At 69.5% G+C, this 24,303-nt stretch carries 24 protein-coding genes; 7 read left to right on the top strand and 17 right to left on the bottom strand.

The window, feature by feature from the left end:
- Nucleotides 1-21: 21 nt before the first annotated feature.
- On the bottom strand, nt 22-1,035 hold the full coding sequence (locus tag FSW06_RS13865; RefSeq protein ID WP_238525934.1) for a DUF3152 domain-containing protein: 1,014 nt from the start codon (nt 1,033-1,035) through the stop codon (nt 22-24).
- 64 nt (nt 1,036-1,099) lie between these two features.
- The gene (locus tag FSW06_RS13860; RefSeq protein ID WP_010119663.1) at nt 1,100-1,324 is read right to left on the bottom strand and encodes a DUF3107 domain-containing protein; all 225 of its coding nucleotides are present in this window, start codon (nt 1,322-1,324) and stop codon (nt 1,100-1,102) included.
- A 128-nt stretch (nt 1,325-1,452) separates the two neighbouring features.
- Here FSW06_RS13860 and FSW06_RS13855 point away from each other — a divergent pair, with 128 nt between their 5' ends.
- Nucleotides 1,453-2,802: a DEAD/DEAH box helicase gene (locus FSW06_RS13855; protein ID WP_010119664.1), complete on the top strand. Its 1,350-nt coding sequence runs from the start codon at nt 1,453-1,455 to the stop codon at nt 2,800-2,802.
- Nucleotides 2,799-4,115, top strand: a complete 1,317-nt coding sequence (locus tag FSW06_RS13850) for an Rv3212 family protein (protein WP_010119665.1) — start codon at nt 2,799-2,801, stop codon at nt 4,113-4,115. The genes FSW06_RS13855 and FSW06_RS13850 overlap by 4 nt, the downstream gene beginning before the upstream one ends.
- A gap of 256 nt (nt 4,116-4,371) precedes the next feature.
- On the opposite strand, the gene FSW06_RS13845 is transcribed toward FSW06_RS13850, so the two are convergent.
- Complete coding sequence (locus tag FSW06_RS13845) at nt 4,372-4,848, bottom strand: hypothetical protein (RefSeq protein ID WP_010119667.1); 477 nt, start codon at nt 4,846-4,848, stop codon at nt 4,372-4,374.
- A gap of 491 nt (nt 4,849-5,339) precedes the next feature.
- Between FSW06_RS13845 and FSW06_RS13840 the strand changes: the two genes are divergently transcribed.
- Both FSW06_RS13840 and FSW06_RS15085 read left to right on the top strand, forming a co-directional pair.
- The gene (locus FSW06_RS13840) at nt 5,340-5,603 is read left to right on the top strand and encodes a WhiB family transcriptional regulator (protein ID WP_010119668.1); all 264 of its coding nucleotides are present in this window, start codon (nt 5,340-5,342) and stop codon (nt 5,601-5,603) included.
- 193 nt (nt 5,604-5,796) lie between these two features.
- The gene (locus tag FSW06_RS15085) at nt 5,797-5,871 is read left to right on the top strand and encodes a 50S ribosomal protein bL37 (RefSeq protein WP_414121740.1); all 75 of its coding nucleotides are present in this window, start codon (nt 5,797-5,799) and stop codon (nt 5,869-5,871) included.
- A 117-nt stretch (nt 5,872-5,988) separates the two neighbouring features.
- Here the strand turns inward: FSW06_RS15085 and rsrA are convergent, their stop codons facing one another.
- The 3 genes from rsrA to FSW06_RS13825 form a co-directional block, all read right to left on the bottom strand.
- Nucleotides 5,989-6,318 (bottom strand): mycothiol system anti-sigma-R factor, encoded by a 330-nt coding sequence (gene rsrA / locus FSW06_RS13835; protein WP_010119669.1) that lies wholly within the window; start codon nt 6,316-6,318, stop codon nt 5,989-5,991.
- Nucleotides 6,319-6,324: 6 nt separating this feature from the next.
- Nucleotides 6,325-7,011, bottom strand: coding sequence for a sigma-70 family RNA polymerase sigma factor (locus FSW06_RS13830; protein ID WP_050801946.1), 687 nt, complete (start codon nt 7,009-7,011; stop codon nt 6,325-6,327).
- Nucleotides 7,012-7,097: 86 nt separating this feature from the next.
- Entirely contained in the window at nt 7,098-7,766 is a 669-nt protein-coding gene (locus FSW06_RS13825) for an SOS response-associated peptidase (protein ID WP_010119672.1), read from the bottom strand.
- A 36-nt stretch (nt 7,767-7,802) separates the two neighbouring features.
- Between FSW06_RS13825 and aroA the strand changes: the two genes are divergently transcribed.
- Nucleotides 7,803-9,098 carry a 3-phosphoshikimate 1-carboxyvinyltransferase gene (gene aroA, locus FSW06_RS13820; RefSeq protein ID WP_010119674.1) on the top strand — a complete coding sequence of 432 codons (1,296 nt, stop codon included), beginning with the start codon at nt 7,803-7,805 and terminating at the stop codon, nt 9,096-9,098.
- 8 nt (nt 9,099-9,106) lie between these two features.
- The gene (gene rsgA / locus FSW06_RS13815) at nt 9,107-10,126 is read left to right on the top strand and encodes a ribosome small subunit-dependent GTPase A (RefSeq protein WP_010119675.1); all 1,020 of its coding nucleotides are present in this window, start codon (nt 9,107-9,109) and stop codon (nt 10,124-10,126) included.
- A gap of 273 nt (nt 10,127-10,399) precedes the next feature.
- Here rsgA and FSW06_RS13810 read toward each other — a convergent pair whose 3' ends face one another.
- Both FSW06_RS13810 and FSW06_RS13805 read right to left on the bottom strand, forming a co-directional pair.
- Nucleotides 10,400-10,903 (bottom strand): DUF6912 family protein, encoded by a 504-nt coding sequence (locus FSW06_RS13810; protein WP_029449193.1) that lies wholly within the window; start codon nt 10,901-10,903, stop codon nt 10,400-10,402.
- Between the two features lie 29 nt (nt 10,904-10,932).
- Entirely contained in the window at nt 10,933-11,343 is a 411-nt protein-coding gene (locus tag FSW06_RS13805) for an HAD family hydrolase (RefSeq protein ID WP_010119678.1), read from the bottom strand.
- Between the two features lie 56 nt (nt 11,344-11,399).
- Between FSW06_RS13805 and FSW06_RS13800 the strand changes: the two genes are divergently transcribed.
- Entirely contained in the window at nt 11,400-11,873 is a 474-nt protein-coding gene (locus FSW06_RS13800; protein ID WP_010119680.1) for an Rv3235 family protein, read from the top strand.
- Nucleotides 11,874-11,934: 61 nt separating this feature from the next.
- Here FSW06_RS13800 and secA read toward each other — a convergent pair whose 3' ends face one another.
- The 9 genes from secA to FSW06_RS13755 all read right to left on the bottom strand — a co-directional run bounded on the left by secA (nt 11,935) and on the right by FSW06_RS13755 (nt 24,108).
- Nucleotides 11,935-14,532: a preprotein translocase subunit SecA gene (secA, locus tag FSW06_RS13795; RefSeq protein ID WP_010119682.1), complete on the bottom strand. Its 2,598-nt coding sequence runs from the start codon at nt 14,530-14,532 to the stop codon at nt 11,935-11,937.
- Between the two features lie 263 nt (nt 14,533-14,795).
- Complete coding sequence (gene hpf, locus FSW06_RS13790) at nt 14,796-15,479, bottom strand: ribosome hibernation-promoting factor, HPF/YfiA family (protein WP_010119684.1); 684 nt, start codon at nt 15,477-15,479, stop codon at nt 14,796-14,798.
- A 256-nt stretch (nt 15,480-15,735) separates the two neighbouring features.
- Nucleotides 15,736-16,428 carry a hypothetical protein gene (locus tag FSW06_RS13785; protein ID WP_010119686.1) on the bottom strand — a complete coding sequence of 231 codons (693 nt, stop codon included), beginning with the start codon at nt 16,426-16,428 and terminating at the stop codon, nt 15,736-15,738.
- Nucleotides 16,429-16,445: 17 nt separating this feature from the next.
- Nucleotides 16,446-18,215 carry an MtrAB system accessory lipoprotein LpqB gene (lpqB, locus tag FSW06_RS13780; RefSeq protein ID WP_238525935.1) on the bottom strand — a complete coding sequence of 590 codons (1,770 nt, stop codon included), beginning with the start codon at nt 18,213-18,215 and terminating at the stop codon, nt 16,446-16,448.
- Nucleotides 18,202-20,580: an MtrAB system histidine kinase MtrB gene (gene mtrB, locus FSW06_RS13775; protein ID WP_010119688.1), complete on the bottom strand. Its 2,379-nt coding sequence runs from the start codon at nt 20,578-20,580 to the stop codon at nt 18,202-18,204. The genes lpqB and mtrB overlap by 14 nt, the downstream gene beginning before the upstream one ends.
- Before the next feature lie 8 nt (nt 20,581-20,588).
- Nucleotides 20,589-21,263, bottom strand: a complete 675-nt coding sequence (mtrA, locus tag FSW06_RS13770) for an MtrAB system response regulator MtrA (RefSeq protein WP_010119689.1) — start codon at nt 21,261-21,263, stop codon at nt 20,589-20,591.
- Between the two features lie 88 nt (nt 21,264-21,351).
- On the bottom strand, nt 21,352-22,038 hold the full coding sequence (locus FSW06_RS13765; protein WP_010119690.1) for a dTMP kinase: 687 nt from the start codon (nt 22,036-22,038) through the stop codon (nt 21,352-21,354).
- Nucleotides 22,039-22,050: 12 nt separating this feature from the next.
- On the bottom strand, nt 22,051-23,556 hold the full coding sequence (ahcY, locus tag FSW06_RS13760) for an adenosylhomocysteinase (protein WP_010119691.1): 1,506 nt from the start codon (nt 23,554-23,556) through the stop codon (nt 22,051-22,053).
- A 180-nt stretch (nt 23,557-23,736) separates the two neighbouring features.
- Nucleotides 23,737-24,108 carry a DUF4259 domain-containing protein gene (locus FSW06_RS13755; protein WP_010119692.1) on the bottom strand — a complete coding sequence of 124 codons (372 nt, stop codon included), beginning with the start codon at nt 24,106-24,108 and terminating at the stop codon, nt 23,737-23,739.
- Nucleotides 24,109-24,303 lie beyond the last annotated feature (195 nt).

Here is a 24,303-nt window from a genome sequence, read left to right as displayed (position 1 = left end):
GACCATGGTAGCCGCCGGGGGTCAGCGGTCGGCCGCCGCGGAACCCTCCGGGTGTGGCCAGGCGTTCATCCGGCAGGTGCTCTGTTCATCCGGGTAACTGCCGTCCTCCCCGTCGAGCCGCGCCAGGTCACGGTTGGACAGACTGAGTGTCTGCTGCATCATCATCGGAGCCAGCGCGCCGTCCGACGGACAGGGCTGGTGCCGGGCGTAGCCGATACCGTGGCCGACCTCGTGGTTGACGACGTACTGCCGGTAGGAGCCGAGGTCGCCGGCGAAGGGCAGCGCACCGCGGACCCAGCGGGCCAGGTTGATGATCACGGTGCCTTCACCGGCGGTGTCACCGGCCCCGCCGACGGCGCCGGAGCCGAGGAAGCAACTGGTCTCCAGGTCGATCTCGCTGCCGCACAACTGCGCGGTCGTCGTCGGCGTGGTCAACCGGATCCGCAGATCAGGGGTCTCGGGTCCGTGCACGCTGACGTGCCGGAAGGCGACCTTCCCACCGGCGATCCAGGACCGCGGGTCGGACAGGGTCGCGTCGACGGTCGCGGAGAAGGCGTCCCCGCCACCGAATGTGGCGGTGTCGGCGCCGTCCTCCACCTCGACCACGTAGCTCCAGGTCCGGACTCCCTCTGTGCTGTCTTCGCCGTCCTTGCCGTCTTTGCCGCCTGTGCTGCCCGCGTGGGCGCCCGGGGTGCCGACCCCGTGCCAGGTCTCCTTACCCTCCCGGGAGACCCGGGGGCCGTCGGGCAGTGCACCGACGTGGTCACCGGTCGGGACCCCGGGCAACGGACCGGGCGACGATCCGCCGGACGTCGCCGTCCCGACGACGTCCGGGGCTGGCCCGGCCTCATCGTCACCGGTGTGGGCCACCTCGATGACGACCATCACGCTGACGGCGACGACGAGCAGGAAACCGAGCACGGCGCTGGCCCCCATCCACCGGCGACGGCGCTGTTCGGCTTCGCGGGTCGCCCGCTCCTGTGCCGCGAGGGCCGCGTCACGTCCCGGATCCGTGTCCGGGCGGCTGTGCCGCACCGGCGGCACAGTGAAACGCTCCCGGTGCAGTGGACCGGGAGCGTGGTCGTCAGACCCCATGCGATCAGATGAACCCCACGGCGCGGGCCACGGCGGCGCCGACCTCGATGTAGGCGACCTGCTCGCGGACGACCACGACCACCGCACCCTTCGAGTCCTCGAGCTTCAGCACTCCGCTGTCCTTGCCGAGGAACTCTTCGACGCGGCCCAGGAGCGCGTCCCGGTCCTCGTCCTTGCTGTTGATGACGAGGTCCCTGGGGGAGCTGACGAAACCGACCTTGATATCCATACGGGTCTCTCCACGCCTTTCCTTAAGTGTGCTTTCGCGGATGTGAATACGCGCTGTAACGTGGACCATCATAGCGCCGCGCGGCTCAGCGCGGTGACCAGGCGGACGGTAGGAAAGGCAGACACACGATGGCGGACGAGGCCCGGCCCACATTCACGGAACTCGGGGTGGCCGCCGAAATCGTGGACGCTCTCGCCGAGAAGGGCATCGACCGTACTTTCGCCATCCAGGAGCGCACCCTCCCGATCGCGCTCACCGGCAAGGATCTCATCGGCCAGGCGCGGACCGGCATGGGCAAGACCCTCGGATTCGGCGTCCCGCTGCTCGACCGTGTCTTCGACGACGCGGACGTGACCGCCCCCGACGGGACCGTCCGTGCCCTCGTCGTCGTCCCCACCCGGGAACTGTGCATCCAGGTCGCCGAGGACCTGTCGGACGCCGCCGCGCATCTGCCGCTCACGGTGACCACCATCTACGGTGGCGTCCCCTTCGAGAAGCAGACCGAGGCCCTCGCCCACGGCACCGACATCGTCGTCGGGACGCCCGGCCGGCTGCTCGACCTGTCCCGCCAGCAGCTGCTCGACCTGTCCCACGTCGAGATCCTCGTCCTCGACGAGGCCGACGAAATGCTCGACCAGGGTTTCCTCGACGACGTCAAGGCGATCATGGCGCAGACCGCCCCGCACCGGCAGACGATGCTCTTCTCCGCGACGATGCCCGGGCCGATCGTCGCGCTCAGCCGGGGATTCATGGACCACCCGGTCCGGATCCGGGCGGACACGACCGACGCCCAGCCCACCCACGCGACCACCACACAGACCGTCTTCCAGTCGCACAAGCTCGACCGGATGAGCGTGCTCGCCCGGCTCCTGCAGACCCCGGGCCGCGGCCGCACCATCGTGTTCGCCCGCACCAAGCGGCAGGCGGCGATGGTCGCCAACGACCTCGCCGACCTGGGTTTCCGGGTCGGGGCGGTCCACGGCGACATGCGGCAGAAGGACCGCGAGCAGTCCCTCGCCGCGTTCCGGGAGGGCACGGTGGACATCATGGTCGCCACCGATGTCGCCGCCCGGGGTATCGACGTCGACGATGTCACCCACGTCATCAACTACCAGGTTCCCGAGGATGACAAGACCTATGTCCACCGCATCGGGCGCACCGGCCGTGCCGGCCACTCCGGCGTCGCGGTCACCCTCGTCGGCTGGGACGAGGTGACCCGGTGGCAGGCCATCGACGAGACGCTCCACCTCGGGCACCCCGATCCGCCCCGGTGGTTCTCCTCCTCCCCGGAGTTCCTCACCGAGTTCGGTCTGCCGGAGGGCATCGGTGACCGTGTCGGTAAGCCGCTGAAGGTCCAGGGGGCCGCGTCCGCCACCGCACCGGCACGGCGTCCCCGTCCCGACCGGGACCACGGCGGGCGGGATCACGGCAACCGTCGGCGGCCGTCACGGCGGTCGTCGCAGGGGACGTCACGGTGACACCTCCGGAGCGCCGGACCCGGCTCGATCTCGCGGTCACCGCGGTCATCGCCGTCATCGTCCTCGCGGTCGCCGTGGGGACCTGGTTCTTCTCCGACGCCCGGAACACCGACCACACCACCGCCGCGGTCACCGCCGACGCTGTCCCGGACGACCCCGCCACCCCGCCGGACTCGCTCACCGAGGTGTGGCGCACCCCCTCCACAACCCCCTCCCCCGTCGTCGTCGACGGCTCGGTCATCACGACCGGGAAACGCACCGTCACCGTGCGGGACGCCTCGACGGGCGACGAGATCTGGCACTACACCCGCGACCGTGACCTCTGCGGTGCCACCGCCGGCTGGTCCCGCGTCGTCGCCGTCTACCGGGGTCCGAAGGGGTGCGGGGACGTCACCAGCTTCAGCGTCGGTACCGGCGACTACGTCGATACCCGCTCCGGCCCCGGTCCGGACGCCGCCACGCACGCCGGCCTGTTCCGGTCACTCGACCATGTCGGTCTCCTCTCCGACGACCGGGTGGAACTGTGGCGGTCCGATCTGGTGCGCACCGTGGAGGCCGGCGAGCCGGGCATCCTGGTGAATCCGGGCACGCAGCCGACCGCGGGCTGCCGGTACATCGGCGCTCTCACCCGTAAATCCCTGCTGGCCACCTCCATGGACTGCCCCGGCAGTGAGAAGCGGTCGGTCAGTCTGCAGGACGCCGACCCCGAGGACGCGGGAACCCCCGAGGTCGACCACGACTTCTCGGTGCCCGCCGGGTCACAGCTGGTGGCGGTCGCCCAGCATGCCGCCCTCATCTACGTCCCCGCCGACAGCGAGGCTGACGGACACAGCGGGCACAGCGGGCACAGCGGGCACAGCGGAGACGGCGGGCACAGCGGAGCCGACGGGGCGGCCCGGTACCAGGTGCTGCGGACCGACGGCAGCTACGACGAATACCCGGCCGACGGCGCTCCGGCCGATCTCGGGCGGTTCACCACCGACAACGGTCTGTTCCTGCCGGACACTGCGGACCTGCCGCACCACATGACGTGGTTCGACGGTCACCAGGTCACCGGTTTCGGACCCGACAACCTCGACCCGCGGTTCCACGTTCCCGCACTCGGCACCGGTGCGGACATGGCCGGCCGCCTGCTGGTCCCGGTCGACGGCGGTATCTCTGTGGTGGACTGGAACGACGGGCATGTGGAACGGACCGTCCCGGTCGACCGTGGTGACTGGACCGGCCCGGTCTCCCTGCGGGTCCAGGGCGGGACCGTGGTCGAACAGCGCGGTGACGAACTGGTGGGGCTCAGCGGCGGGCAGCCCGGCTGACCCTGGCCCGGCCGGGGTCGCCGGCCAGGATGGTCGAATGTCGGCATTGCGCGACGTGGGGATGGTCGGACCCCTGCCGGACCATCCTCCGGTCGCGCGATGCGCACATCGGGGCTGCCTTCCCCGTTCCTTCTCCGACCCTTCCCCGACTTCATCACCGGATCCGGGTTTCCCGGGCCGGCCGAACGGAAATCGGTGACGATTCCGGGGAAGGACACGGAGAGAGGGAGGACGCGGGAAAGGGGACGGAGTACGCCTAACGGCGCCGCGTCGCCTTCGCCGACCGTGTCGCCTTCGCGTCCTTCGCGGCCTGCCGGATGTCGTACCGGCTGTCGATCCATTCCTTGGACGACGGGTTGAAGATCAGCCCGAAGGACAGGACGATCAGGACGACCAGGAGGATGCCCAGGGCCGGTTGACCGGACGTGAACATGCTCCACGCCACCGGGATGAGCACCAGGGTGGTGACCACTGCCGCGGAGACCCCCCAGGTCTTGCCGCGGAGGATGGCGATGCCGAGTGTCACGCACGACAGGAAGAAGGCGCACACGATCACCCCGGTGACCGTCATGTCCATCTTCACGTCCTCGTCGGCCTCGGGCGCGTCGTACCCGAGATAGGCGACGCCGAAGACGACGGCCGCGACCACGCCGCCGACGATCGAGACGGCCGCGAGGATCACCAGCGGATTCGGCACACCTGCACGGATGAACCGGTACTTCTCGGAAAGCATGGGATCATGCTACCTCCGAGAGTGCCTGCGACCGGCACGGCCGGACACCGAACGGACACCGAACGGACACCGGCTGAACACCGACAGCCCACCACCCTCGCGACCGGCGGAACAGACAGATCAGTCTGATAGTCCACCCTTACCTGAATCACCAAATCGAGAACCTGTGAGCTTACTCACTAATCCAGATTCAACCCTAGCGGAAGTCGGAAAGACGTGCCATCATCTAACACGTAACAGTGAGAGGGACGTGAGGTTACGAGCGGATGAAATCCCGCCTCCCCCACTCCGATCTGTGGCCCTGACCGTGACGACATCCACACTCTACCGGTCGCGGCCGCACTTTGTTCACCCAGACTACCCGACCCGGATCACCACGGGTCCCCGACCGGTCCGTGCCACGCGGCCCCGGACGGCCACCACCCACCACACCGAACGACTGTACTGCGTCTCAAGGACGTCCCCTGACCGGGGAGAAGGAGAAGATCACCATGGACTGGCGCCACGAAGCCATCTGCCGCAGCGAGGACCCGGAGCTGTTCTTCCCGGTCGGAAACTCCGGCCCCGCACTCGCCCAGATCGCCAAGGCGAAGCTGGTCTGCAACAAGTGCCCGGTCACCCACGAGTGCCTCGCCTGGGCCATCGCCTCCGGCCAGGACGCCGGCGTCTGGGGCGGCATGAGCGAGGACGAGCGCCGCGCCCTGAAGCGCCGCAACAACCGCGGCCGCACCCGCCGCACCGCCGCGACCGCGTAGGTCGTAGGCACCGCAGAGCGACCGCACGGGGACCGCAGAGGGACCACAGCACGGTCGACAGGCCCTGACGGCAGGGGGGATTTCCCCGCCGTCAGGGCCTTTCGCTACACTGACTGAGTTACCCGGTGGTCACGCGGGTTCACCTCTGAGCACTCTGACCACCCGCCCGTCGAGTGTTAAGGAGGAGTCACCCATGAGCAAGCGTGGCCGTAAGCGCAAGGACCGCCGCAAGAAGAAGGCCAACCACGGCAGCCGTCCGAACGCCTGACGTTCGTGTCACAGCCCGTCCGTGAACGGCGCTGACAGTGGGCCCGGCCCGGGAATCATCCCGGACCGGGCCCACTGTCATGTGACGGGGACGCCGGACACGTCCCGGCGGCGGGACCTACCGGACGCCGCGCTCCACCCGGGTCTGCGTGACCTCCGTGGCCTGCACCGTACCGTCCTGCGTCGTCACCGTCGTCACCGTGGTGCACGACGACCGCAGCGCGGTGACGATCCGGCCCCGCAGTCCCTCGGGCGCCTGGCCCGCGCACCGGACCTGGAGGAGCTGCCGGACCTGCTGCTCGATACCGAGCTGCTCGAGGCACGCCGGACAATGCTCCACATGCTCCGAGAGTTTCTGCCTCAGGGCCTCGTCGCAGTCGCCGTCGACGTACTCGTACAGCACCTCGACCAGCCTGTCGCAGTCGGTCTTCGCCGGCTTCTCAGTCATGGTGGATCACGCTTTCGTCTTCTGTGTCGTAGCGGCTTTCGCCGTCTTCGCGTTCTTCCGGGACGCCCCGGTCCCCGCAGTCGTCACGGTCCCGGCGGCGTCCCCCAGCCCGATGCCCTGCTCCGCGGCGACGTCCTTCAGCTTCGCGCGGAGCTGCTTGCGTCCGCGGTGCAGTCGGCTCATCACCGTGCCGATGGGTGTGCCCATGATCTCGGCGATCTCCTTGTAGGGCAGCCCCTCGACATCCGCGTAGTACACGACCATGCGGTAGTCATCGGACAGCTCCATCAGTGCATCCTGGATCCGCTGATCCGGAATGCGCCGGAGTGCCTCGATCTCGGCGGACTGCAGTCCGGTCGAGGCGTGGGAGGCCACGTCGGCGAGCTGCCAGTCCGTCACCTCCTCATCCGAGGTCTCCTTCGGGCGACGCTGCGCCTTCCGGTACTGGTTGATGTAGGTGTTGGTCAGGATGCGGTACATCCACGCCTTGAGATTCGTCCCCGGGCGGTACGACCCGAAGGCCTGGAAGGCCTTCATGTACGCGTCCTGGACCAGATCCTGCGCGTCCGCCGGGTTGCGGGTCATCCGCAGGGCGGCTCCGTAGAGCTGGTCCAGCAGCGGTAGCGCGTCTTCCTCGAAGCGGGCGAGCAGTTGCTCGTCGCTGTCGTCGGTGCGCTTCACTGTGTGACTCATGGATCCTTCCTCATCAGCTCGGGCACGACCACGGGGGCCACTCCCTCCAACGGCCGACGGACCCCGGCTATTCCGGACCGCCGCCGTCACTCTCCCCCATTATGCGCGTCCGGCACCGGGACGACGAGGTCCGGACCGTTGTTCGCCACGTTCCCCACCGCCCGGGAGACCGCCGTCGTCGTCAGGGTCGCCAGCACACTGCCCTGCACCGGCCCGGCGGCCAGTGCACGCAGTGTGTCCGGGTCGCCGTCGAGCCAGGCGGCGGCGTCCCCGGCGCCGAGGACATGGGGCATCCGGTCGTGCAGCCAGGCGACCGGGTCCTGCGACGGGCCGGTCACCACCGTCACCCGCAGGTCGCCGTCGATCACCCGGCACAGTCCCGCGACGGTCAGCGGCCCGTCACCGGTGACGAGGAAGGGTCGCTTCGCGTTCCACTCGTACCAGCCGTCCATGACCACCAGGCACGGTTCGGAGCCGCGGAACGCGGGCTTGTCGAAGGCGGTCTCGCCGCGGGCGTTGAACAGCACCCCGGATCCGCCGGACAGCCACGGGGCCGGGTACCCCCAGCGCGCCGGCCCCAGCAGCGGCGTCCCGTTCCAGCGGCGGACGACGTCCACCCGGTGGGTCGGCGCGACATTCCAGCTCACGGCGGGCAGATCCGCCCCCGGCAGGACGCCGACCTGCTCGCCGAGCAGTCCGGAGACCGCACCCAGGTAGGTCTCGGTGGCGCTGAAGAGGACATAGCGGCCGCACATGCGACCGAGGATACCCGCGCGTGGGACAATGGCCCCATGAGCACGTCGCGCCCTGTCCCCTGGCCCGCCCCGACCACCGTCGCCCCGGTGCATGCCGAGGTCTCCGTCCCCGGTTCCAAGTCCATCACCAACCGGGCACTGGTCCTGGCCGCCCTCGCCGACGGGCCCGGGCAGATCGACGGTGCCCTCGACAGCCGGGACACCCGCCTGATGGCGGACGCCCTGGGCACCCTCGGCGCGACGATGACCTGGGACGGCGACAGTATCACCGTCGTCCCCGGCCCCCTCCACGGCGGCGAGGTCCGGTGCGGTCTCGCCGGGACGGTCCTGCGGTTCCTGCCCGCTGTCGCCACCCTCGCCGACGGGGAGGTCGTCTTCACCGCCGACGAGGAGGCGCGGCACCGTCCGATGTCCACCACCCTCGATTCTCTGACCGCGCTCGGGGCCGACATCGTCGGCTCGGGCGACCCGGACACGCCGCTGCCCTTCCGGGTGGTCGGCCACGGCGGACTGCGGGGCGGGGAGGTGCACATCGACGCCTCGGCGTCCTCCCAGTTCGTCTCCGGACTACTGCTCGCCGGGTCGCGCTTCGACGAGGGCGTCACCGTCGTCCACGAGGGTGCCGCCATCCCCAGCCAGCCCCACGTGGAGATGACGGTGGCCATGCTGCGGGAGGCGGGCGTGCACGTCGACGTGGAGTTCAACCGCTGGCACGTCTCCCCTGGCCCGGTCCGGGCGAGGCACCGGCAGGTCGAACCGGACCTGTCGAACGCCACACCGTTCCTCGCCGCCGCGGCCGTCACCGGCGGCAGCGTGCTGGTCCGTGACTGGCCGCAGACCACCACCCAGCCCGGTGACCAGTTCCGCACCATCCTGTCCGACATGGGCGCCGAGGTGGAGTACCACGCACACACCCGGTCGCTGCTGGTCCGCGGTACCGGGCCGCTGAACGGAATCTCCTGGGACATGCACGACATCGGGGAGCTGACCCCCACCGTCGCCGCGCTCTGCGCGCTGGCGACCGGGCCCAGTACCCTGTCGGGCATTGCGCACCTGCGCGGGCACGAGACCGACCGCCTCGCGGCCCTCGAAGCCGAACTGACCGCCGTGGGCTGCGGGGTGACCCAGACCGCCGACGGTCTCGTCATCGACCCGGCCCCGCTCCACGCCCCGGACGGCGCCGTGTGGCACACCTACGCCGACCACCGGATGGCCACCGCCGGTGCGGTGCTCGGACTCGTGGTCCCCGGTATCGTCATCGAGGACATCACCACCACCACGAAAACCCTGCCGGACTTCGAGTCCCGCTGGCAGCAGATGATCGCGGGTTGAGGAGCAGCATGGGCAGACGGCGCTACGACGAATCCGACGTCCGGGTACGCCCGGCGAAAGGGTCACGGCCACGGACCAAGGACCGCCCGTCCCACCGGGACGCCGCAACCGGCATGGTGGTGACGAAGGACCGCGGCCGCTGGGGCGTGGTGCTCGACGACGCGGATGCGGACGCACCGCCGGCGATCTGCATGCGGGCCCGGGAACTCGGCCGCACCCCGGTCGTCGTGGGCGACCGCGTGGCCGTCGTCGGAGACACCTCCGGCAGGGACGGCACCCTCGCCCGCATCGTCCGGTTGGAGGAACGCAGCACGGTACTGCGCCGCACCGCCGACGACAACGACGCCTACGAGCGGATCGTCGTCGCCAACGCCGACCAGCTGCTCATCGTCACCGCCGTCGCCGATCCGCCGCCGCGGGCGGGTTTCGTCGAGCGCGCCCTCATCGCCGCCTTCGCCGGTGGCCTGACCCCCGTGCTCTGTCTGACGAAGTCGGATCTGGCCGATCCGGCGGAGTTCGCCGCCGAGTTCGCCGACCTGGACATCCGGGTGGTCGTCTGCGGCCGTGACGATCCCCTCACCCCCGTCACCGACCTCGTGGCGGGCCATGTCACCGCCCTGATCGGGCACTCCGGGGTGGGAAAATCCACACTGGTCAACCGGCTGGTCCCGGACGCGGACCGCGCCACCGGCGATGTCTCCGGCGTCGGCAAGGGCCGGCACACCTCGACCCAGTCCGTCGCGCTGCGCCTGCCCGGCGGTGACGGGCGGGACCGTGACGGCTGGATCATCGACACCCCCGGGATCCGGAGTTTCGGTCTGGCCCACATCGAGCCTGACCAGGTGATCGACGCGTTCGAGGACCTGCGCGACGTCGTCGACGACTGCCCGCGCGGCTGTACCCACCTCGGACCCCCGGCCGATCCGGAATGTGCACTGGACACCCTCACCGGCGCCAGCGCCCGTCGGGTCGCTGCCGTGCGGCTGCTGCTGCGCACGCTCTACGACAACAACGAGTGGGAGCTCTAGCCCGCTGAGCGCAGCTCTCCGCCTGATCCTCCGCCCGGTCCTCAACCCGGTCGGTGCCGGTGCCGGGTTCACGAATCCGGGGGTCGGCCGGCTGCGACGGATGTCGGGTTCACGAATCCAGGCGCTGTCCGGGGACAGAAAAATCGACCTGTCGGTTCGTTCCGCGGAGACCGGAGCTGCCGTCCACATCATCCCGGTGGTCGAGTTCACGACCTCAGCGGGAAAAGGCGTCCGACGCAGGTCGACCTGAGCAGGGCGTCCGGCGCAGGTCGACTAGAGCAGGTCGACGAGGACGCCGAGTTCCTTGGCGTCGTACCAGCTCATGAGCTTGTCCTCGGCGTCGCCGACGGCGATCTCGGCGTCCTCGTCACCGAGATCGGCGGCATCGACCACCTCGACCGCGGCGGCGGTCGCCGCTTCATTGTCCTCGTCGTCGACGTGGATCGCCGCCAACTGGGCCACGGTGATCTCCGGCGGTGCCAGGGTGACGACCGACTCACCCTTCTCCGGGGTGTACGTCACCGCCTCAGCGGGAAGGTCCGCGGAGATGACGACACGACGGTGCGGGAACTCGCTGTCCCCGGCGGTGAGCAGGCGCAGTGACGCACGCGCCGCCTCGAGGAATGCGGAGTACTCGATCTCCTCGTCGTCCCCGGCCTCGTAGAAGTCACGCAGCGCGGGGGTCAGGGCGAAACCGAGCCCGGAGTGCACCGGCATCTTCTCCTCCCGGGCCAGGGTCCCCAACATGCCGAAGGTCGCCGGGACGTAGACCCGCACGGTGGACGTGTCAGCTGTGCCGGCCATGGTCAGAACGTCCCCTCGAGATCGAGGAGACCGGTGATCTCCACGATCGCACGGTCGAACTGCTGGTAGTACACGCCGATCAGCCCGGCTTCGACCGCACCCTTGATGTTGAGGATCGAGTCGTCCACGAGCACACAGTCGTTGACCGGCACATCGAGCCGTTCCGCGGTGATCTCGAAGATCTCCGGGTCCGGCTTGTCCACACCGACCTCACCGGACAGGACGACCGTGTCCACGTACCCGGCCTCCTGCCAGGTCCGGATCGGATCCGCGGCCGGACCACCCGGGTCGTTGGAGAGGATGGCGGTACCGAAGCCCGCCTCCTTCGCCGCGGTGAGGACCTTCCGCCAGCGGCGGCGGTCCTCCTCGGCGCCGTCGAGGACGCCGCAGTAGTCGACAATCAATGCACGCATATCCGCCATTCTGCCATGTCACCGCGCGCACCGCTCCGGCAGGCTAGCATGGCCGCATGGGGGAACAACCGTCACTCGCCCCGGTGCCCGGGCTCGTGTACCTGATGCGGCCGGTCGGCCTGCCGCACCCGCCCCGGCCACAGGCCACGCCCGTGGCCGGTCCGGACCTGCTGGGGCCGGCAGCCGACGATCCCGCCGCACGGGAGACGCTGCGGAACCAGGTCGCACGGCTGCTCACCGCCTGGTTGGAGGCCTTCGACGGCCGGCGGCCGGTCGCCGCCCTGCGGAACGGACCGTTCACCGTCGGCACCGTGGAGCAGTTGCAGCGCCAGATCCGGGCCGACCACCGGGGGACGCTCCCCCGGCCCGGCACCCCGTCCCGGCTGCTCCGTGTCCATCTGCCGCCCGCCCACCGTGGTCGACCGGCGTTCATGGGCAGCGTCCTGATCCACGACAGGGTGCGCGCCCTCGTCGGGTGCCTGGGCAGACACGGACCGCACTGGCTCATCGACGAGCTCACCCTGCTCTGACCCGGGCGGCGGACGCCGCACCGGCCCGTCCCGGTCCCCCGTACCGACGACGGCGCGCGGATCAGCCGCCGATGATGGTCTTCGGCACCGACTGGTCCTGCTGCTGTTCCTGACCGGTCTTGCGGTCCCCGGTCGTCGTGGCACTGTTCGCCAGCTGCTGGCGGACCAGGAAGAGCTGGCGGACCGTCTCCTCCTTGATCCCGTCGTTCATCCGGCGGAACATGTCACCGCCCTCACGCTGGTACTCGACCAGCGGGTCGCGCTGGGCCATGGCGCGCAGGCCGATGCCCTCCTTGAGGTAGTCCATCTCGTAGAGGTGCTCACGCCACTTCTGGTCGACGACGTTGAGCAGTACACCGCGTTCCATCCCGCGCATCTGCTCCTCGCCACCGACCGCGGCGACAGCCTCCTCCAGCTCGTCGTACTGCGCGTTGGCGTCCTTCTGCAGGGCATCGAGCAGCTGACCGGCGGACAGCTCCCCCGGCTTGCCGTACTCGGAGCCGTCGATGAGCTCCCGGGCGTTCACCCCCGGGGTGTAGAGCGCCTCAAGCGCCTTCCACAGTTCATCGAGGTCCCAGTCCTCCACGTAGCCTTCGGCGGTGGCACCGTCGACGTAGGCGGCGATCGTGTCATCCATCATCGAACGGACGTTCTCGGCGACGTTCTCGCCCTCGAGGATCTGCCGACGCTCGCCGTAGATCACCTTGCGCTGCTCGTTGAGGACCTCGTCGTACTTCAGGACGTTCTTGCGCATCTCGAAGTTGGAGTTCTCCACCTGGGACTGCGCGCCCTTGATGGCGTTGGTGACCATCTTCGAGTCGATCGGCATGTCGTCCGGCACGTTCAGCCGGGTCATCATGTTCTCCATGGCCTGGCCGACGAAGCGGGTCATGAGTTCGTCACGCATCGACAGGTAGAACCGGGTCTCACCCGGGTCGCCCTGGCGGGCACAGCGGCCGCGCAGCTGGTTGTCGATACGGCGGGACTCGTGGCGCTCGGTGCCCAGGACGTACAGGCCGCCGACCTCGCAGACCTTCTTCGCTTCCTCGTCGGACTTCGCACGGGCCTTCTCGATCGCGTCGTCCCAGGCCTTCTCGTAGGCCTCCGGATCCTCGACCGGGTCGTAGCCCTTCTCCCGCAGCTCGATGTCACAGATGATGTCCGGGTTGCCGCCGAGCACGATGTCGGTACCACGGCCGGCCATGTTGGTGGCGACGGTGACGGCCTTGAGCCGCCCGGCCTGGGCGACGATCTCGGCCTCCTTCTCGTGGAACTTCGCATTGAGGACGTTGTGCCGGATGTGGCGGGCGGAGAGCAGCTGGGACAGGTACTCGGACCGCTCCACCGAGGTGGTGCCGACGAGCACCGGCTGCCCCTTCTCGACACGCTCGGCGATGTCGTCGGCGACCGCGTCGAACTTCGCCTCCTGGGTCTTGTAGACCAGGTCGATGTCGTCGACGCGCTGGTTGGGCTTGTTCGTCGGGATCGGGGCGACGTCGAGCTTGTAGATCTGCTTGAGCTCCGCGGCCTCCGTCTCGGCGGTACCGGTCATTCCCGACAGCTTGTCGTAGAGCCGGAAGTAGTTCTGCAGCGTGACCGTCGCGAGCGTCTGGTTCTCGTTCTTGATCTCGACGTTCTCCTTGGCCTCGATGGCCTGGTGCATACCCTCGTTGTAGCGGCGGCCCTCCAGGATGCGTCCGGTGAATTCGTCGACGATGAGCACTTCGCCGTTGCGGACGATGTAGTCCTTGTCCCGGGTGAACAGCTCCTTCGCCTTGATGGCGTTGTTGAGGTAGCTCACCAGCTGCGAGTGCTCCGGCGAGTAGAGGTTGTCGATACCGAGCTGGTCCTCGACGAACTCGACCCCCTCCTCCTTCACACCGATGGTCTTCTTCTTGGGGTCGACCTCGTAATGGATGTCGAGGGTCATCTTCGGGACGATCCGCGCGAAGGCCGTGAACCACTGCGACGAGCCACCGACCGGGCCGGAGATGATCAGCGGCGTCCTGGCCTCGTCGATGAGGATCGAGTCGACCTCGTCCACGACGGCGTAGTTGTGGCCGCGCTGCACGAGGTCGTCGAGGGAGTGCGCCATGTTGTCGCGCAGATAGTCGAAGCCGAACTCGTTGTTGGTGCCGTAGGTGATGTCGGCGTTGTAGGCGTCCCGCCGTTCAGCAGGCTTCTTGCCCGAGAGGATCACGTCCGTGTCCAGTCCGAGGAAACGGTGGACACGTCCCATCCACTCCGAGTCACGCTTGGCGAGGTAGTCGTTGACCGTGACGACGTGCACGCCGTCGCCGGACAGGGCGTTGAGGTAGGCGGGGAGCACACAGGTCAGGGTCTTGCCCTCACCGGTCTTCATCTCGGCGACATAGCCCCAGTGCAGCGCGGCACCGCCCATGATCTGCACCTTGTAGTGCTTCTGGCCGAGCACACGCCAGGAGGCCTCACGGGCGGTGGCGAACGCGTCGAGCAGGATGTCGTCGAGCGACTCCCCCTTCTCGAGGCGTTCCTTCAGTTCCCCGGTCTTCGCCTGCAGTTCCTCATCGCTGAGTGCCGCGTACGCGTCCTCCTTGGCAATGACCTGGTCCGCGATACCGGACAGGCGCTTGACCGCCCGTCCCTCACCGAGGCGGAGAATCTTCGAAAGTCCTAGCACGTGCCGAATGCCCTTCTGCAGTAGGCGGTGATCCTGATCAAACCGCCAGTATACCGTGCCGTCCCCCGTCACCGTCCACCCCTGGACCACCCGACTGTAGGACAGATCACACTCTGTCGACCGGTGTCGGCCGGTGTCGGCCGGTGTCGGCCGGTGTCGGCCGGCACCCGGCCGGTCATGACAGACCGGGCCCCGGTCGACGCGACCGCGTCGACCGGGGCCCGGCGGGCGGGGGTCACCCCGCATGTCCGGTGTTCCGGCGGCTACTCGGCGGCCTCGGTGACCGGCGCCTTGAGGGCGATCAGCCCGTAGTCGTAGGCGTGACGACGGTAGACCACGGAGGGCTTCCCGTTCTCCTCGTTGACGAAGAGGAAGAAGTCGTGCCCGACGAGCTCCATCTCGCTGAGCGCCTCATCGACGCTCATCGGGGTGGCGGGGTGCTCCTTCTCACGGACGACCTGGCCCGGGAGGAACTGGTCCGCGTACGGATCGACATCGAACGGACCCGGGGTGGCCTCCTCCTTCTTCGCCTCGTCGACGAGCTCGGCGGTCGCCTCCCCGACGGACATCGGGGCGCGGTGCCCGGACAGCGCGATCTTGCGACGGGCCTTGACCTTGCGCAGCGAGCGCTCCATCTTGGCCACCGCAGCCTCGAGCGCGGAGTAGAACGTGTCCTCCTTCGCCTCGGCACGGGCGATGTGGCCCTTACCGGTGGCGGTGATCTGGATACGGTCGGACTCGTCGGTGCGGCGCGGGTTGCGCTCGTGCTGCAGCTCGACGTGGAAATAGGTGAGGGTGGGATCCAGCCGCTCCACCTTGGCGAGCTTCGCGTTCACACGCTCGGCGAAGTGCTCCGGAACCTGTACGTTCCGGCCGGTGATCTCGACCTGGGTCTCCGGGGCGGCAACGCCCTCGTTCGCGGTGGTCTGGTCGTTCTGCACAGCCATGCTCATCCTCCCGGATCATGTTCCGCCACCCACCGCTCCACGGACCTTACTGTCCCTGGACGGCTACGAGCCGGTGGCTTCGTTGTCACCCCCATAGTACCCAGAACGGACGTCAGATGCCCGTTCCCGGTACCCCGCACCGCCCCCGGACGGGGAACCCCGGACCACCCCCGTTCCCGTCCGGGAGCGATCGGCGCCGCAACGGATTCCGCCCCGGGTCCGCCCCGGGTCCGCTCCCGCCGCCGCCCGGCACCGCTCAGGCGTCCGCCACCACCACGGCGGCGACCGGCCGCAGTCCCCGGGCCGCGCACGCCAGGCTGAACTGCCGTACCGTCGCCCCGGTCGTGCTCACATCGTCGACCACCACCACCGTCGCGCCGGTCCGCGCGACCCAGGCGGCCTGCTGCGCCAGCGTCCCGGTGTCGAACCGCAGGGCCGCGGAGATGTTCTCCCGACGCCGGACCCGGTCGAGTCCGACCGAGTCCCTCGCCCCCTCGGCGAGCCGGCACACCTGCCCCACCCGCACCGTCCCCCCGCCGGCCGTCAACGATCCGGCCGCCGCCCGGCAGGCCCCGAGGACCACACAACCGCCCCGCCTCCTCGCCGCCGACGGTCGCGTCGGGGCCGGCAGCAGGAGCAGCGGTACCAGTCGCGGATCGGCGACGGCACCCTCGGCGACCAGATGCCGCACCGTGCCCGCCGTGACCTCCCCGAGGACCCGGACGGCGTCGCTGCGGTGGTGGGACTTCGCCGCCAGGACCACCGCCCGGTGCGGTCCGCCGTAGGGGCCGGCCGCGAAGGTCGGCGGCCAGTCCACCGTGCCCACCCGGTGGGGTACGGCGCGCAACCGGATCCGGCAGTCGGGGCACACCCCCTCCCCCGGCGCACCGCACCCCGGACAGTCCCGGCGCCAGATCAGCGCCGCGAGTTCCGCCGGCAGTCCCCCCATCTGACCGACCTCCCAGCTCAGTTGTCCCCGATGACGGGGAACGCCCGGTCGCCCTGCAGCGCGGGAACCTCCCGCCAGATGGCGTTCTCGGAGTCGGACTCGGACTCGTCGTCGTCCTCCAGCTGGAGCACGGCCCGTTCATCGAGGATGTAGGTCACCTTCCCGGTGTCGGTGACGGCCACCACCGGCGGGGTGACGTTCCGCGCCGACAGCCGGGTCGCCTCGGCCCCGTCGACGGCCACCGTCCAGACCGGCCCGTCGAACGCGCGTGTGCCGACCAGCAGGGACCCGTCCGGCCGCCAGCCGACCGACACCGTCGGCCCCAGTTCCCGGCCGACCTGGACCGGCGTCCCGAGCCGCACCGTGTCCGGTCCACCGTCCCTGCCGTCGCCACCGCCCCGCTCCAGGGTGCTGACGTAGACCTGCGCGTTGATGATCATCGCGACCCGGGTCCCGTCGCGGGACACCGACAGCACACTGATCCGGGGATCCTGGATCCCGGTCGCCTTCAACGACGACGAATCCACCTCCGTACGCGACAGCCCGTGGCCCGTGGCCTCCCGGGTGTACCGACGGAGCTTGTCACCGTCGGCGACCGCGTAGACCGTCTGGGAATCACCGGTCCAGCTCGGGCGGGTGAAGGAGTCCGCCTCGTCCACCGTCACCGGATTCTCGTCCGGCTTGCCGACCTGGAGCTTCCGCCTGTCACCGCTGCCGGTCACCGCAGCGACGGCCCCGTTGTCGCCCGCGACGTCCGCGGACTCGAATGTTCCGGCGGCCGTCCAGCCCGGCGTCGGCTGTGCGGTCCCGTCGGTGACCGTCACCAGGGAGCCGTCGCGCACCGCCCGCAACGGGGCGGACGCCACCGGCGACGGATCGAATTCCTTGACGTCACCCAGTGACCACTCGGACCGGTCACCGTCCTTGATCGGCGTCCCGTCCGCGAGGATGCGGTACGGGCCGCGGATATCGGACGCCGCCAGCGTCCACACGATCTGTGCCGCCAGCACCTTCCGGTCCTCGCTGCTGATGTCCGCGAGACCGGTGAGGTCCGCGGTGAACTGGCCGTCCGGACTGTCGGAGGTCCGCACCAGGTCGCTGGTCGGCACGGAGTTGACCACACCGCGGGACAGTCCCTCGCGCGGTCCGCCGGCGAGCAGCGAGACCAGCGCGGCACCGATGTTGCCCTGGCGGTTGTAGATCCACCGGCGGTCCGGGACGAGGAACCGGCGGGTGGGATCCAGGAAGTAGATGTCCCGGGCGGTGTGGGTCGCGGTGAAGTCGGTGCGGTCGAGGACGACCCCCTCCGGCAGCCGGGAGATCCGCCACTCCCCGTCCACCCGGGTCAGTTCCAGCGTGTCCTCGAAGGTCCGGGAATCGGGGACGTAGACCCCGCCGCTGCCGAGCCGGCCGACGATGGTGCCCCGCACCGTGTAGGAGATCCGGCCGTCATGGACCGCGCCGTCGGCGTTGAGGTCCATCCGGTCGAGGATGACGGTGCCGGTCGCGTCCTGCCAGGCGTCGTCCGCGCTCCGGGTGAGGAACGCCCGCGCCGCCTGGTGGTTGTTGCCCGGGTGGGCGGACGCCGTGAAGAAGTCGCGCAGCAGCAGGTCGGGGGCCCGCCCCTGCTGCGGGGAGGGGACATTCTCCTGGTACGGCGCCGACGCGTAACTGGACACGGCCTCCGGCGACGAGTCACCGGGGATCGTCGCGCAGGCCGAGACCAGTCCTGTCACCGCGACCGTCGCGGCCACCGCCATGATCCGTCGACGCTCAGTTCCCGTCACGGTCCTCACCCCGCACCTCCTCATCTGCACTGTCGGCACTGTCCACGCTGTCAGCACTGTCGCCACTGTCGGCACCGTCGGCGCAGTTGTCACCGTCGGCGCCGTCGTCGACCGTGTCATCCACGGCCCCGGAGTCCATGTCCGCCGCCTCCTTCAGGGCGATCCTCAGTTCGTCCTCGGTCAGCCCCTCGAAAGCACTGATGTCGACCCCGAAGGAACTGTCGGTCACCGCCGATCCGGCCGTGACATCCACACTGTCCCGCTGGTCGACGACGCCACCCACCGAATCCCCGGCATCCCGGTCGGAGGCCCCGAACACGGTGTCCGCCTGCTCGATCTCCTCCGGGTGTGCCACGGAGACGCCCGGTGCAGCATCATCGACCGCACCGGCGTCCGTGGTGTCCGTTCCTGCCGTGCCATCCGTGCCGTCCGTACCGGCCACGTGTTCCGCGTCCCCGGGACCGGCCGCGCCGGACGGGTCGGCGGTGTCGGCGGTGTCGGCCGGGTCGACCCGGTCAATCTCCAGCGGCAGCGGCGACGTCCGGACCTCGTCACCGGGCTCCAGCGGCAGGGTCAGGCGGAAGCACGCGCCGAGACCCGGCTCACCGGTCGCCTCCAGACGCCCGCCGTGCAGCTGGGCGTCCTCCTTGGCGATCGCCAACCCGAGCCCGGTACCGCCGGTCCGGCGCTCCCGGGACGGGTCGGACCGCCAGAACCGGTTGAACACCAGATCCGACTCGCCCGGCTTCAGACCCATGCCGTGATCGACGACGGAAACCGCCAGCGACCCGCCGCCGGTGCGCATCGCGACCCGCACCGGCCGCCCCTCACTGTGGTCCACCGCGTTGGCCAGCAGGTTCCGCAGGATCCGCTCGACGCGACGGGAATCCACCTGCACCATCACCGGCTCATCGGGGAGGTCGAGTTCGATATCGCAGCCGACGTCCTCGGCGATCGCCCGGACCTGCTCCAGCGGCGAGCGCACCACGCCACGCACGTCGACCTTCTCCAGGGAGAGGTTCGCCACACCCGCATCGTGACGGGAGATCTCCAGCAGGTCACCGAGCAGCATCTCGAAACGGTCGAGTTCCGCGTTCATCAGTTCCGACGCCCGACGGGTCACCGGATCGAGATCCTCGGCGTTGTCGTGGATGAGGTCGGACGCCATCCGGACCGTCGTCAGCGGCGTCCGGAGCTCATGGGAGACATCCGAGGTGAACTGCTGCTGCAGTGAACCGAAGTCCTCGAGCTGACGGATCTGGTGGGACAGGCTCTCCGCCATCTCGTTGAAACTGATGGCCAGCCGGGCGACCTCGTCTTCACCGTCGACGGCCATGCGCTCCCGCAGGTGACCGGCCGCGAACCGCTCCGCGATCCGGGAGGCGGTACGCACCGGGACCGTCAGCTGCTGGGAGAACACCCAGGCGATGACGACGAGCAGCACCAGCAGCACCAGTCCACCGGCCGACAGCAGGCCACGCATCAGCCCCAGCGAGCTCTCCTCGTTGTCCAGCGGCATCACCAGGTACAGCTCCACGCCCCGGATATCCGAGCTGACGGGACTGCCGACGACGAGCGCCTTGTGCGACCCGTCGGATTCCCTGACCGTGGTGTACTCGGTGGTGACCTGGCCGTGCTGCACGAAACGTCGGAGATTGTCCGGGATCGGGATACCCTCCGGGCTCGCCACGTCATTGCCCGCCAGATCCGGGGCGATGAGCACGGCCTGGTAGACGGTACCGTTTCCGGCCGTGGTGTCCCCCGCCCCGGAGGTGCGGTCGGTGAGCGCGGCGCGCGCCGCACCGATCCGCAGCGGCAGCGGGTTGGACGTGTCCGAGTTCCGGAACTGGGTCTCCACCACCGACCGCGCCCGGTCGATCTCGTCGACCGCCGTGTCATGCTTCGAGTCGAGGAGCTGCTGGGTCACGAAGCTCGTCAGGACGAACCCGAGAGACAGCAGGACCAGCAGCGACGACAGGAACACGCTGCCGATGACCCGCATCTGGATCGAGGTGCGCCACCGCTGGCGCAGCAGTTCCCACGCCCGGTCGAGGAAGGTCACCGGCCGCCGGAACAGCAGGCGTACGGCCTCCCGGGCACTCCCCGGCCCCATCTCCCCGCGGGGCACCGTGCGGGGATCGTGGGAACCGTGTCCCCCGGAGCCGTGCCGGAAGCCGTTGCCCCGGCCCCGGGAGAACGGCAGTGCGGGCCGGTTGATCCGGCGACGGATGCCGTGATGGCCGTGCCGGCCGGACCCGGCGTCGGACGTCGCACCGGGAACCTCACCGGACGCTGTGCCGGAAACTGTGCCGGGCACCGGACTGTCCGGTGCCGCTCCGGCACCACGGTCGTCAGTGGAGTCCACGGCGGCTCCTACTCCCCCGTCTTGTAACCGACGCCGCGCACGGTGAGGATGACGGTGGGGTTGTCCGGATCCTTCTCGATCTTCGAGCGCAACCGCTGGATGTGGACGTTCACCAGGCGGGTGTCACCGCTCTTGCGGTATCCCCAGACCTTCTCGAGCAGCTCCTCCCGGGAGAAGACCTGCCGGGGCCGGGAGACCATCGTCGCCAGAAGTTCGAACTCGATGGGGGTCAGCGAGATCGGCACACCGGCGCGGGCGACCTGGTGCCCGCCGAAGTCGATGGTGATGTCCCCGATGCGGGCGCTCTCGGGAGTCTCCTCCGGGGTGCGGCGCAGCCGGGCGCGGACCCGGGCCACGAGCTCCTTCGGCTTGAACGGCTTCGGCACGTAGTCGTCCGCGCCGCTCTCGAGACCGAGGACGACGTCGACCGTGTCGGTCCGCGCCGTGAGCATGACGATGGGCACCGTCGAGAACTCCCGGATGGCGCGGCAGGCGTCGATGCCGTTCATCCCCGGCAGCATGAGGTCGAGGAGAATGAGGTCGGGGTGCTGCTCCCGTGCCGCTGTCACGGCATGTTCCCCGTCGCCGACCGCGACCGTGTCGAAACCCTCCCCCTGGAGGACCATCGTCAACATCTCGGAGATCGCGGGGTCGTCGTCGACGACGAGAATCTTGGCAGCCATGGACACCAGTCTGTCACATCAGTGATGTCTGAGGGACTGTCAGGTCCGGCGCAGCCGCTCCCGCCGGCATCATCCGGGAAGGTGCCGGCTACCGCCCGTCGGCGGCGGGATCCTCCGACCCCTCGGACGCCACGGCGTCGGCGAGTTCGGCGAGCTGCGCGTCCAGGGCTCCCCGGTCGCCGCTGTTGTCCAGCACGAGCCACGGGGAATTCCACTGCGCGTCAGCCAGGGCACGGTAGGCGGTCAACGTCCGCACCTGCAGCCCGTTGTCCGCCTCGTAGACGTCCGGCTCCCGGGTGGCGTCCTGTACGGCCCGGTCCGAGACCCGGTCGGCGGCCACCTGGTCGGGGACGTCGACGAGGACCTGCAGATCCGGTGACGGGACGCCGAGCTGGTCGAACTCGAGGGCGGCGACCCAGCCGACGACGTCGCCGGTCACCGGATTCTGCTGCAGCCGCGCCGCGGAGTACGCCGCGTTCGAGGCGACCCAGCGGTCGAGCAGGACGACATAGCCGTCCGTGTCGAACCCCGCCAGGTCCTCGGCGACCTCGGCCCGGTCCAGGGCGAACAGTGTCGCCATGCCGTAGGCGGAATCGACGAGGTCACCCATCTCCCCGTGCAGCGCGGCGGACGCCAGCTGCGCGTGGACCGAGGCCTCGTAGCGGGGGAAGGCGAGCCGTGCGACCGGGACCTCCCGGGCGATGAGCTCCTTCTCCAGCGCCGTGACGACGGTGTTCTTGCCGGCACCGTCGATGCCCTCGAACGCGATGATCATGCGCGCCGGATCCTAGTAGCGGTAGTGCTCGGGCTTGAACGGACCCTCGACATCCACACCGATGTACTCGGCCTGCTCCTTGGTGAGCGTGGTGAGGTGACCGCCGAGTGCCTCGACGTGGATCCGGGCGACCTTCTCGTCGAGGATCTTCGGCAGGCGGTAGACCTCGTTGCCGTACTTGTCGCCGTTGGTGAACAGCTCGATCTGGGCGATCGTCTGGTCGGCGAAGGAGTTCGACATGACGAAGCTGGGGTGGCCGGTCGCGTTGCCGAGGTTCAGCAGGCGTCCCTCGGACAGGACCACGATGCTCAGCGGGTTGCCGTCGGCGTCCGGGAAGGTGAACTCGTCGACCTGCGGCTTGATGGTGATGCGGGAGACATCGGGACGGTGGATCAGCGAGGCCATGTCGATCTCGTTGTCGAAGTGGCCGATGTTGCCGAGCACCGCGTGGTTCTTCATCTTCTGCATCTGCGCGAAGGAGATGATGCCCAGGTTGCCGGTCGAGGTGATGACGAGGTCGGCCTCGCCGATCGCGTCGTCGACGGTGACGACCGGGAAGCCGTCCATGAGGGCCTGCAGGGCGTTGATCGGGTCGGCCTCGGTGACCTTCACCCGGGCACCCTGGCCCTTGAGCGCCTCGGCGACACCCTTGCCCACGTCACCGTAGCCGCAGACCAGCGCGGCCTTGCCGCCGATGAGCATGTCGGTGCCGCGGTTGATGCCGTCGATGACGGAGTGGCGGGTGCCGTAGCGGTTGTCGAACTTGGACTTGGTGACCGCGTCGTTGACGTTCATCGCCGGGAAGGGCAGCGTGCCCTGCTCGGCGAAGTGGTACAGGCGGTGGACACCGGTGGTGGTCTCCTCGGTGACGCCCTTGACGGACTCCGCGGCGTTGGTCCAGCGGGTGGCGTCCTTGCCGTAGACGCGGGCAAGCATGCGCAGGAAGGCCTGGTACTCGTCCGGGTCCTCGGTCGACGGCTCCGGCACCAGGCCGTTGCCCTCGAACTCCTTGCCGGTGATGACGGCGTTGGTGGCGTCGCCACCGTCGTCGAGGATCATGTTGGGCTGCACGTCGCCCCAGTCGAAGACCTGCTCCAGGCACCACCAGTACTCGTCGAGGCTCTCGCCCTTCCACGCGAACACCGGGACGCCCTTCGGGTCCTCCGGGGTACCGTCCGCACCGACGACGACGGCCGCGGCGGCCTCGTCCTGGGTGGAGAAGATGTTGCAGGAGGCCCACCGGACCTCGGCGCCGAGGGCGGTGAGCGTCTCGATGAGCACCGCGGTCTGGACCGTCATGTGGATCGAGCCGGCGATGCGCGCGCCGGCGAGCGGCTTCTCGTCGGCGTACTCGCGGCGCAGTTCCATCAGACCCGGCATCTCGTACTCCGCGAGCCGCAGCTGCTCGCGGCCCTCCGCGGCCAGCGACAGGTCGCGGACCTTGTACTGGAGGTCGCCGTTGTTGTCGACGGCCAGGTCCGCGACCGGGTCGAAGGTGAGATCTGCGGTGTCAGCCATGCGTGAATGCTCCTAGCGGGGGGACGGGGTAGTACGGGGACTACTTTTTCTCCACCACAGCCTAGCGCGCTCGCCGAGGTGACCCGCCGAGCAGGGTCCGGGACACGGCCGGCAGCCTCAGCCGCCGTCGGCCCCGGCGTCTACCACGGTGCCGGGGCCGGGGCCGGTGCCGGGCCGCTGTCAGCTCAGTGCCTCGACCGCCGTCTCCAGTCCGTCCGGCGCGTCGTCCCCCGTCGTCTCCAGCTCCCGGTCCAGCAACTGGAGCGCGACCGCTTCGAGCTCTTCGGGGCACTCCCCGATCCCGGTGCGGATGTGCGGGTGGGCGTCCACCGCATCGGCGGCGGTGAAAGGTGCACCCGACCAGATCGCCGCCACTGTCGCGGCACACAGCCCCGTCCGGAAGTCCGCCGTGCCCCGTCCGGCGTGATTGAGTGCCACCGTCGTGGCGTCCACCAGTGCGGCGACGAAGTCCGCCTGCTCGAGGTCGTCACATTCATCGAGGAAGTCCGTGGCCGCCTCGTCCGTGAAGACCGACTCGTCCCAGGTGCTCATCTCTCGGGTCCTTTCAACCGGGTCCGGCGGTCCCTCACCGCCGCTTGCGCCCCAGAATAGACGGCGTGCCGGGGTCGGGTCCGGAAGGTACCGACGGCCGGTCGACCCCCGGCCCGGGCGGAATGTGCTGTGCGCCATACGGTAGCGGGCCACTAATTTAGGTCACAAACTGGTCACGACGCGATCACGGAAAGG

The sequence above is a fragment of the Corynebacterium nuruki S6-4 genome (assembly GCF_007970465.1).
Lineage (GTDB): Bacteria > Actinomycetota > Actinomycetes > Mycobacteriales > Mycobacteriaceae > Corynebacterium > Corynebacterium nuruki.
This window is presented reverse-complemented; position numbering and strand designations above follow the sequence as displayed.

Excerpts from the sequence above, each read along its gene's own strand:
- FSW06_RS13860 (WP_010119663.1), bottom strand. The coding sequence starts at position 1,324 with ATGGATATCAAGGTCGGTTTCGTCAGCTCCCCCAGGGACCTCGTCATC.
- FSW06_RS13855 (WP_010119664.1), top strand. The coding sequence starts at position 1,453 with ATGGCGGACGAGGCCCGGCCCACATTCACGGAACTCGGGGTGGCCGCC.
- FSW06_RS13845 (WP_010119667.1), bottom strand. The coding sequence starts at position 4,848 with ATGCTTTCCGAGAAGTACCGGTTCATCCGTGCAGGTGTGCCGAATCCG.
- FSW06_RS13840 (WP_010119668.1), top strand. The coding sequence starts at position 5,340 with ATGGACTGGCGCCACGAAGCCATCTGCCGCAGCGAGGACCCGGAGCTG.
- rsrA (WP_010119669.1), bottom strand. The coding sequence starts at position 6,318 with ATGACTGAGAAGCCGGCGAAGACCGACTGCGACAGGCTGGTCGAGGTG.
- FSW06_RS13830 (WP_050801946.1), bottom strand. The coding sequence starts at position 7,011 with ATGAGTCACACAGTGAAGCGCACCGACGACAGCGACGAGCAACTGCTC.
- FSW06_RS13825 (WP_010119672.1), bottom strand. The coding sequence starts at position 7,766 with ATGTGCGGCCGCTATGTCCTCTTCAGCGCCACCGAGACCTACCTGGGT.
- aroA (WP_010119674.1), top strand. The coding sequence starts at position 7,803 with ATGAGCACGTCGCGCCCTGTCCCCTGGCCCGCCCCGACCACCGTCGCC.
- rsgA (WP_010119675.1), top strand. The coding sequence starts at position 9,107 with ATGGGCAGACGGCGCTACGACGAATCCGACGTCCGGGTACGCCCGGCG.
- FSW06_RS13805 (WP_010119678.1), bottom strand. The coding sequence starts at position 11,343 with ATGCGTGCATTGATTGTCGACTACTGCGGCGTCCTCGACGGCGCCGAG.
- FSW06_RS13800 (WP_010119680.1), top strand. The coding sequence starts at position 11,400 with ATGGGGGAACAACCGTCACTCGCCCCGGTGCCCGGGCTCGTGTACCTG.
- hpf (WP_010119684.1), bottom strand. The coding sequence starts at position 15,479 with ATGGCTGTGCAGAACGACCAGACCACCGCGAACGAGGGCGTTGCCGCC.
- FSW06_RS13785 (WP_010119686.1), bottom strand. The coding sequence starts at position 16,428 with ATGGGGGGACTGCCGGCGGAACTCGCGGCGCTGATCTGGCGCCGGGAC.
- mtrA (WP_010119689.1), bottom strand. The coding sequence starts at position 21,263 with ATGGCTGCCAAGATTCTCGTCGTCGACGACGACCCCGCGATCTCCGAG.
- FSW06_RS13765 (WP_010119690.1), bottom strand. The coding sequence starts at position 22,038 with ATGATCATCGCGTTCGAGGGCATCGACGGTGCCGGCAAGAACACCGTC.
- ahcY (WP_010119691.1), bottom strand. The coding sequence starts at position 23,556 with ATGGCTGACACCGCAGATCTCACCTTCGACCCGGTCGCGGACCTGGCC.
- FSW06_RS13755 (WP_010119692.1), bottom strand. The coding sequence starts at position 24,108 with ATGAGCACCTGGGACGAGTCGGTCTTCACGGACGAGGCGGCCACGGAC.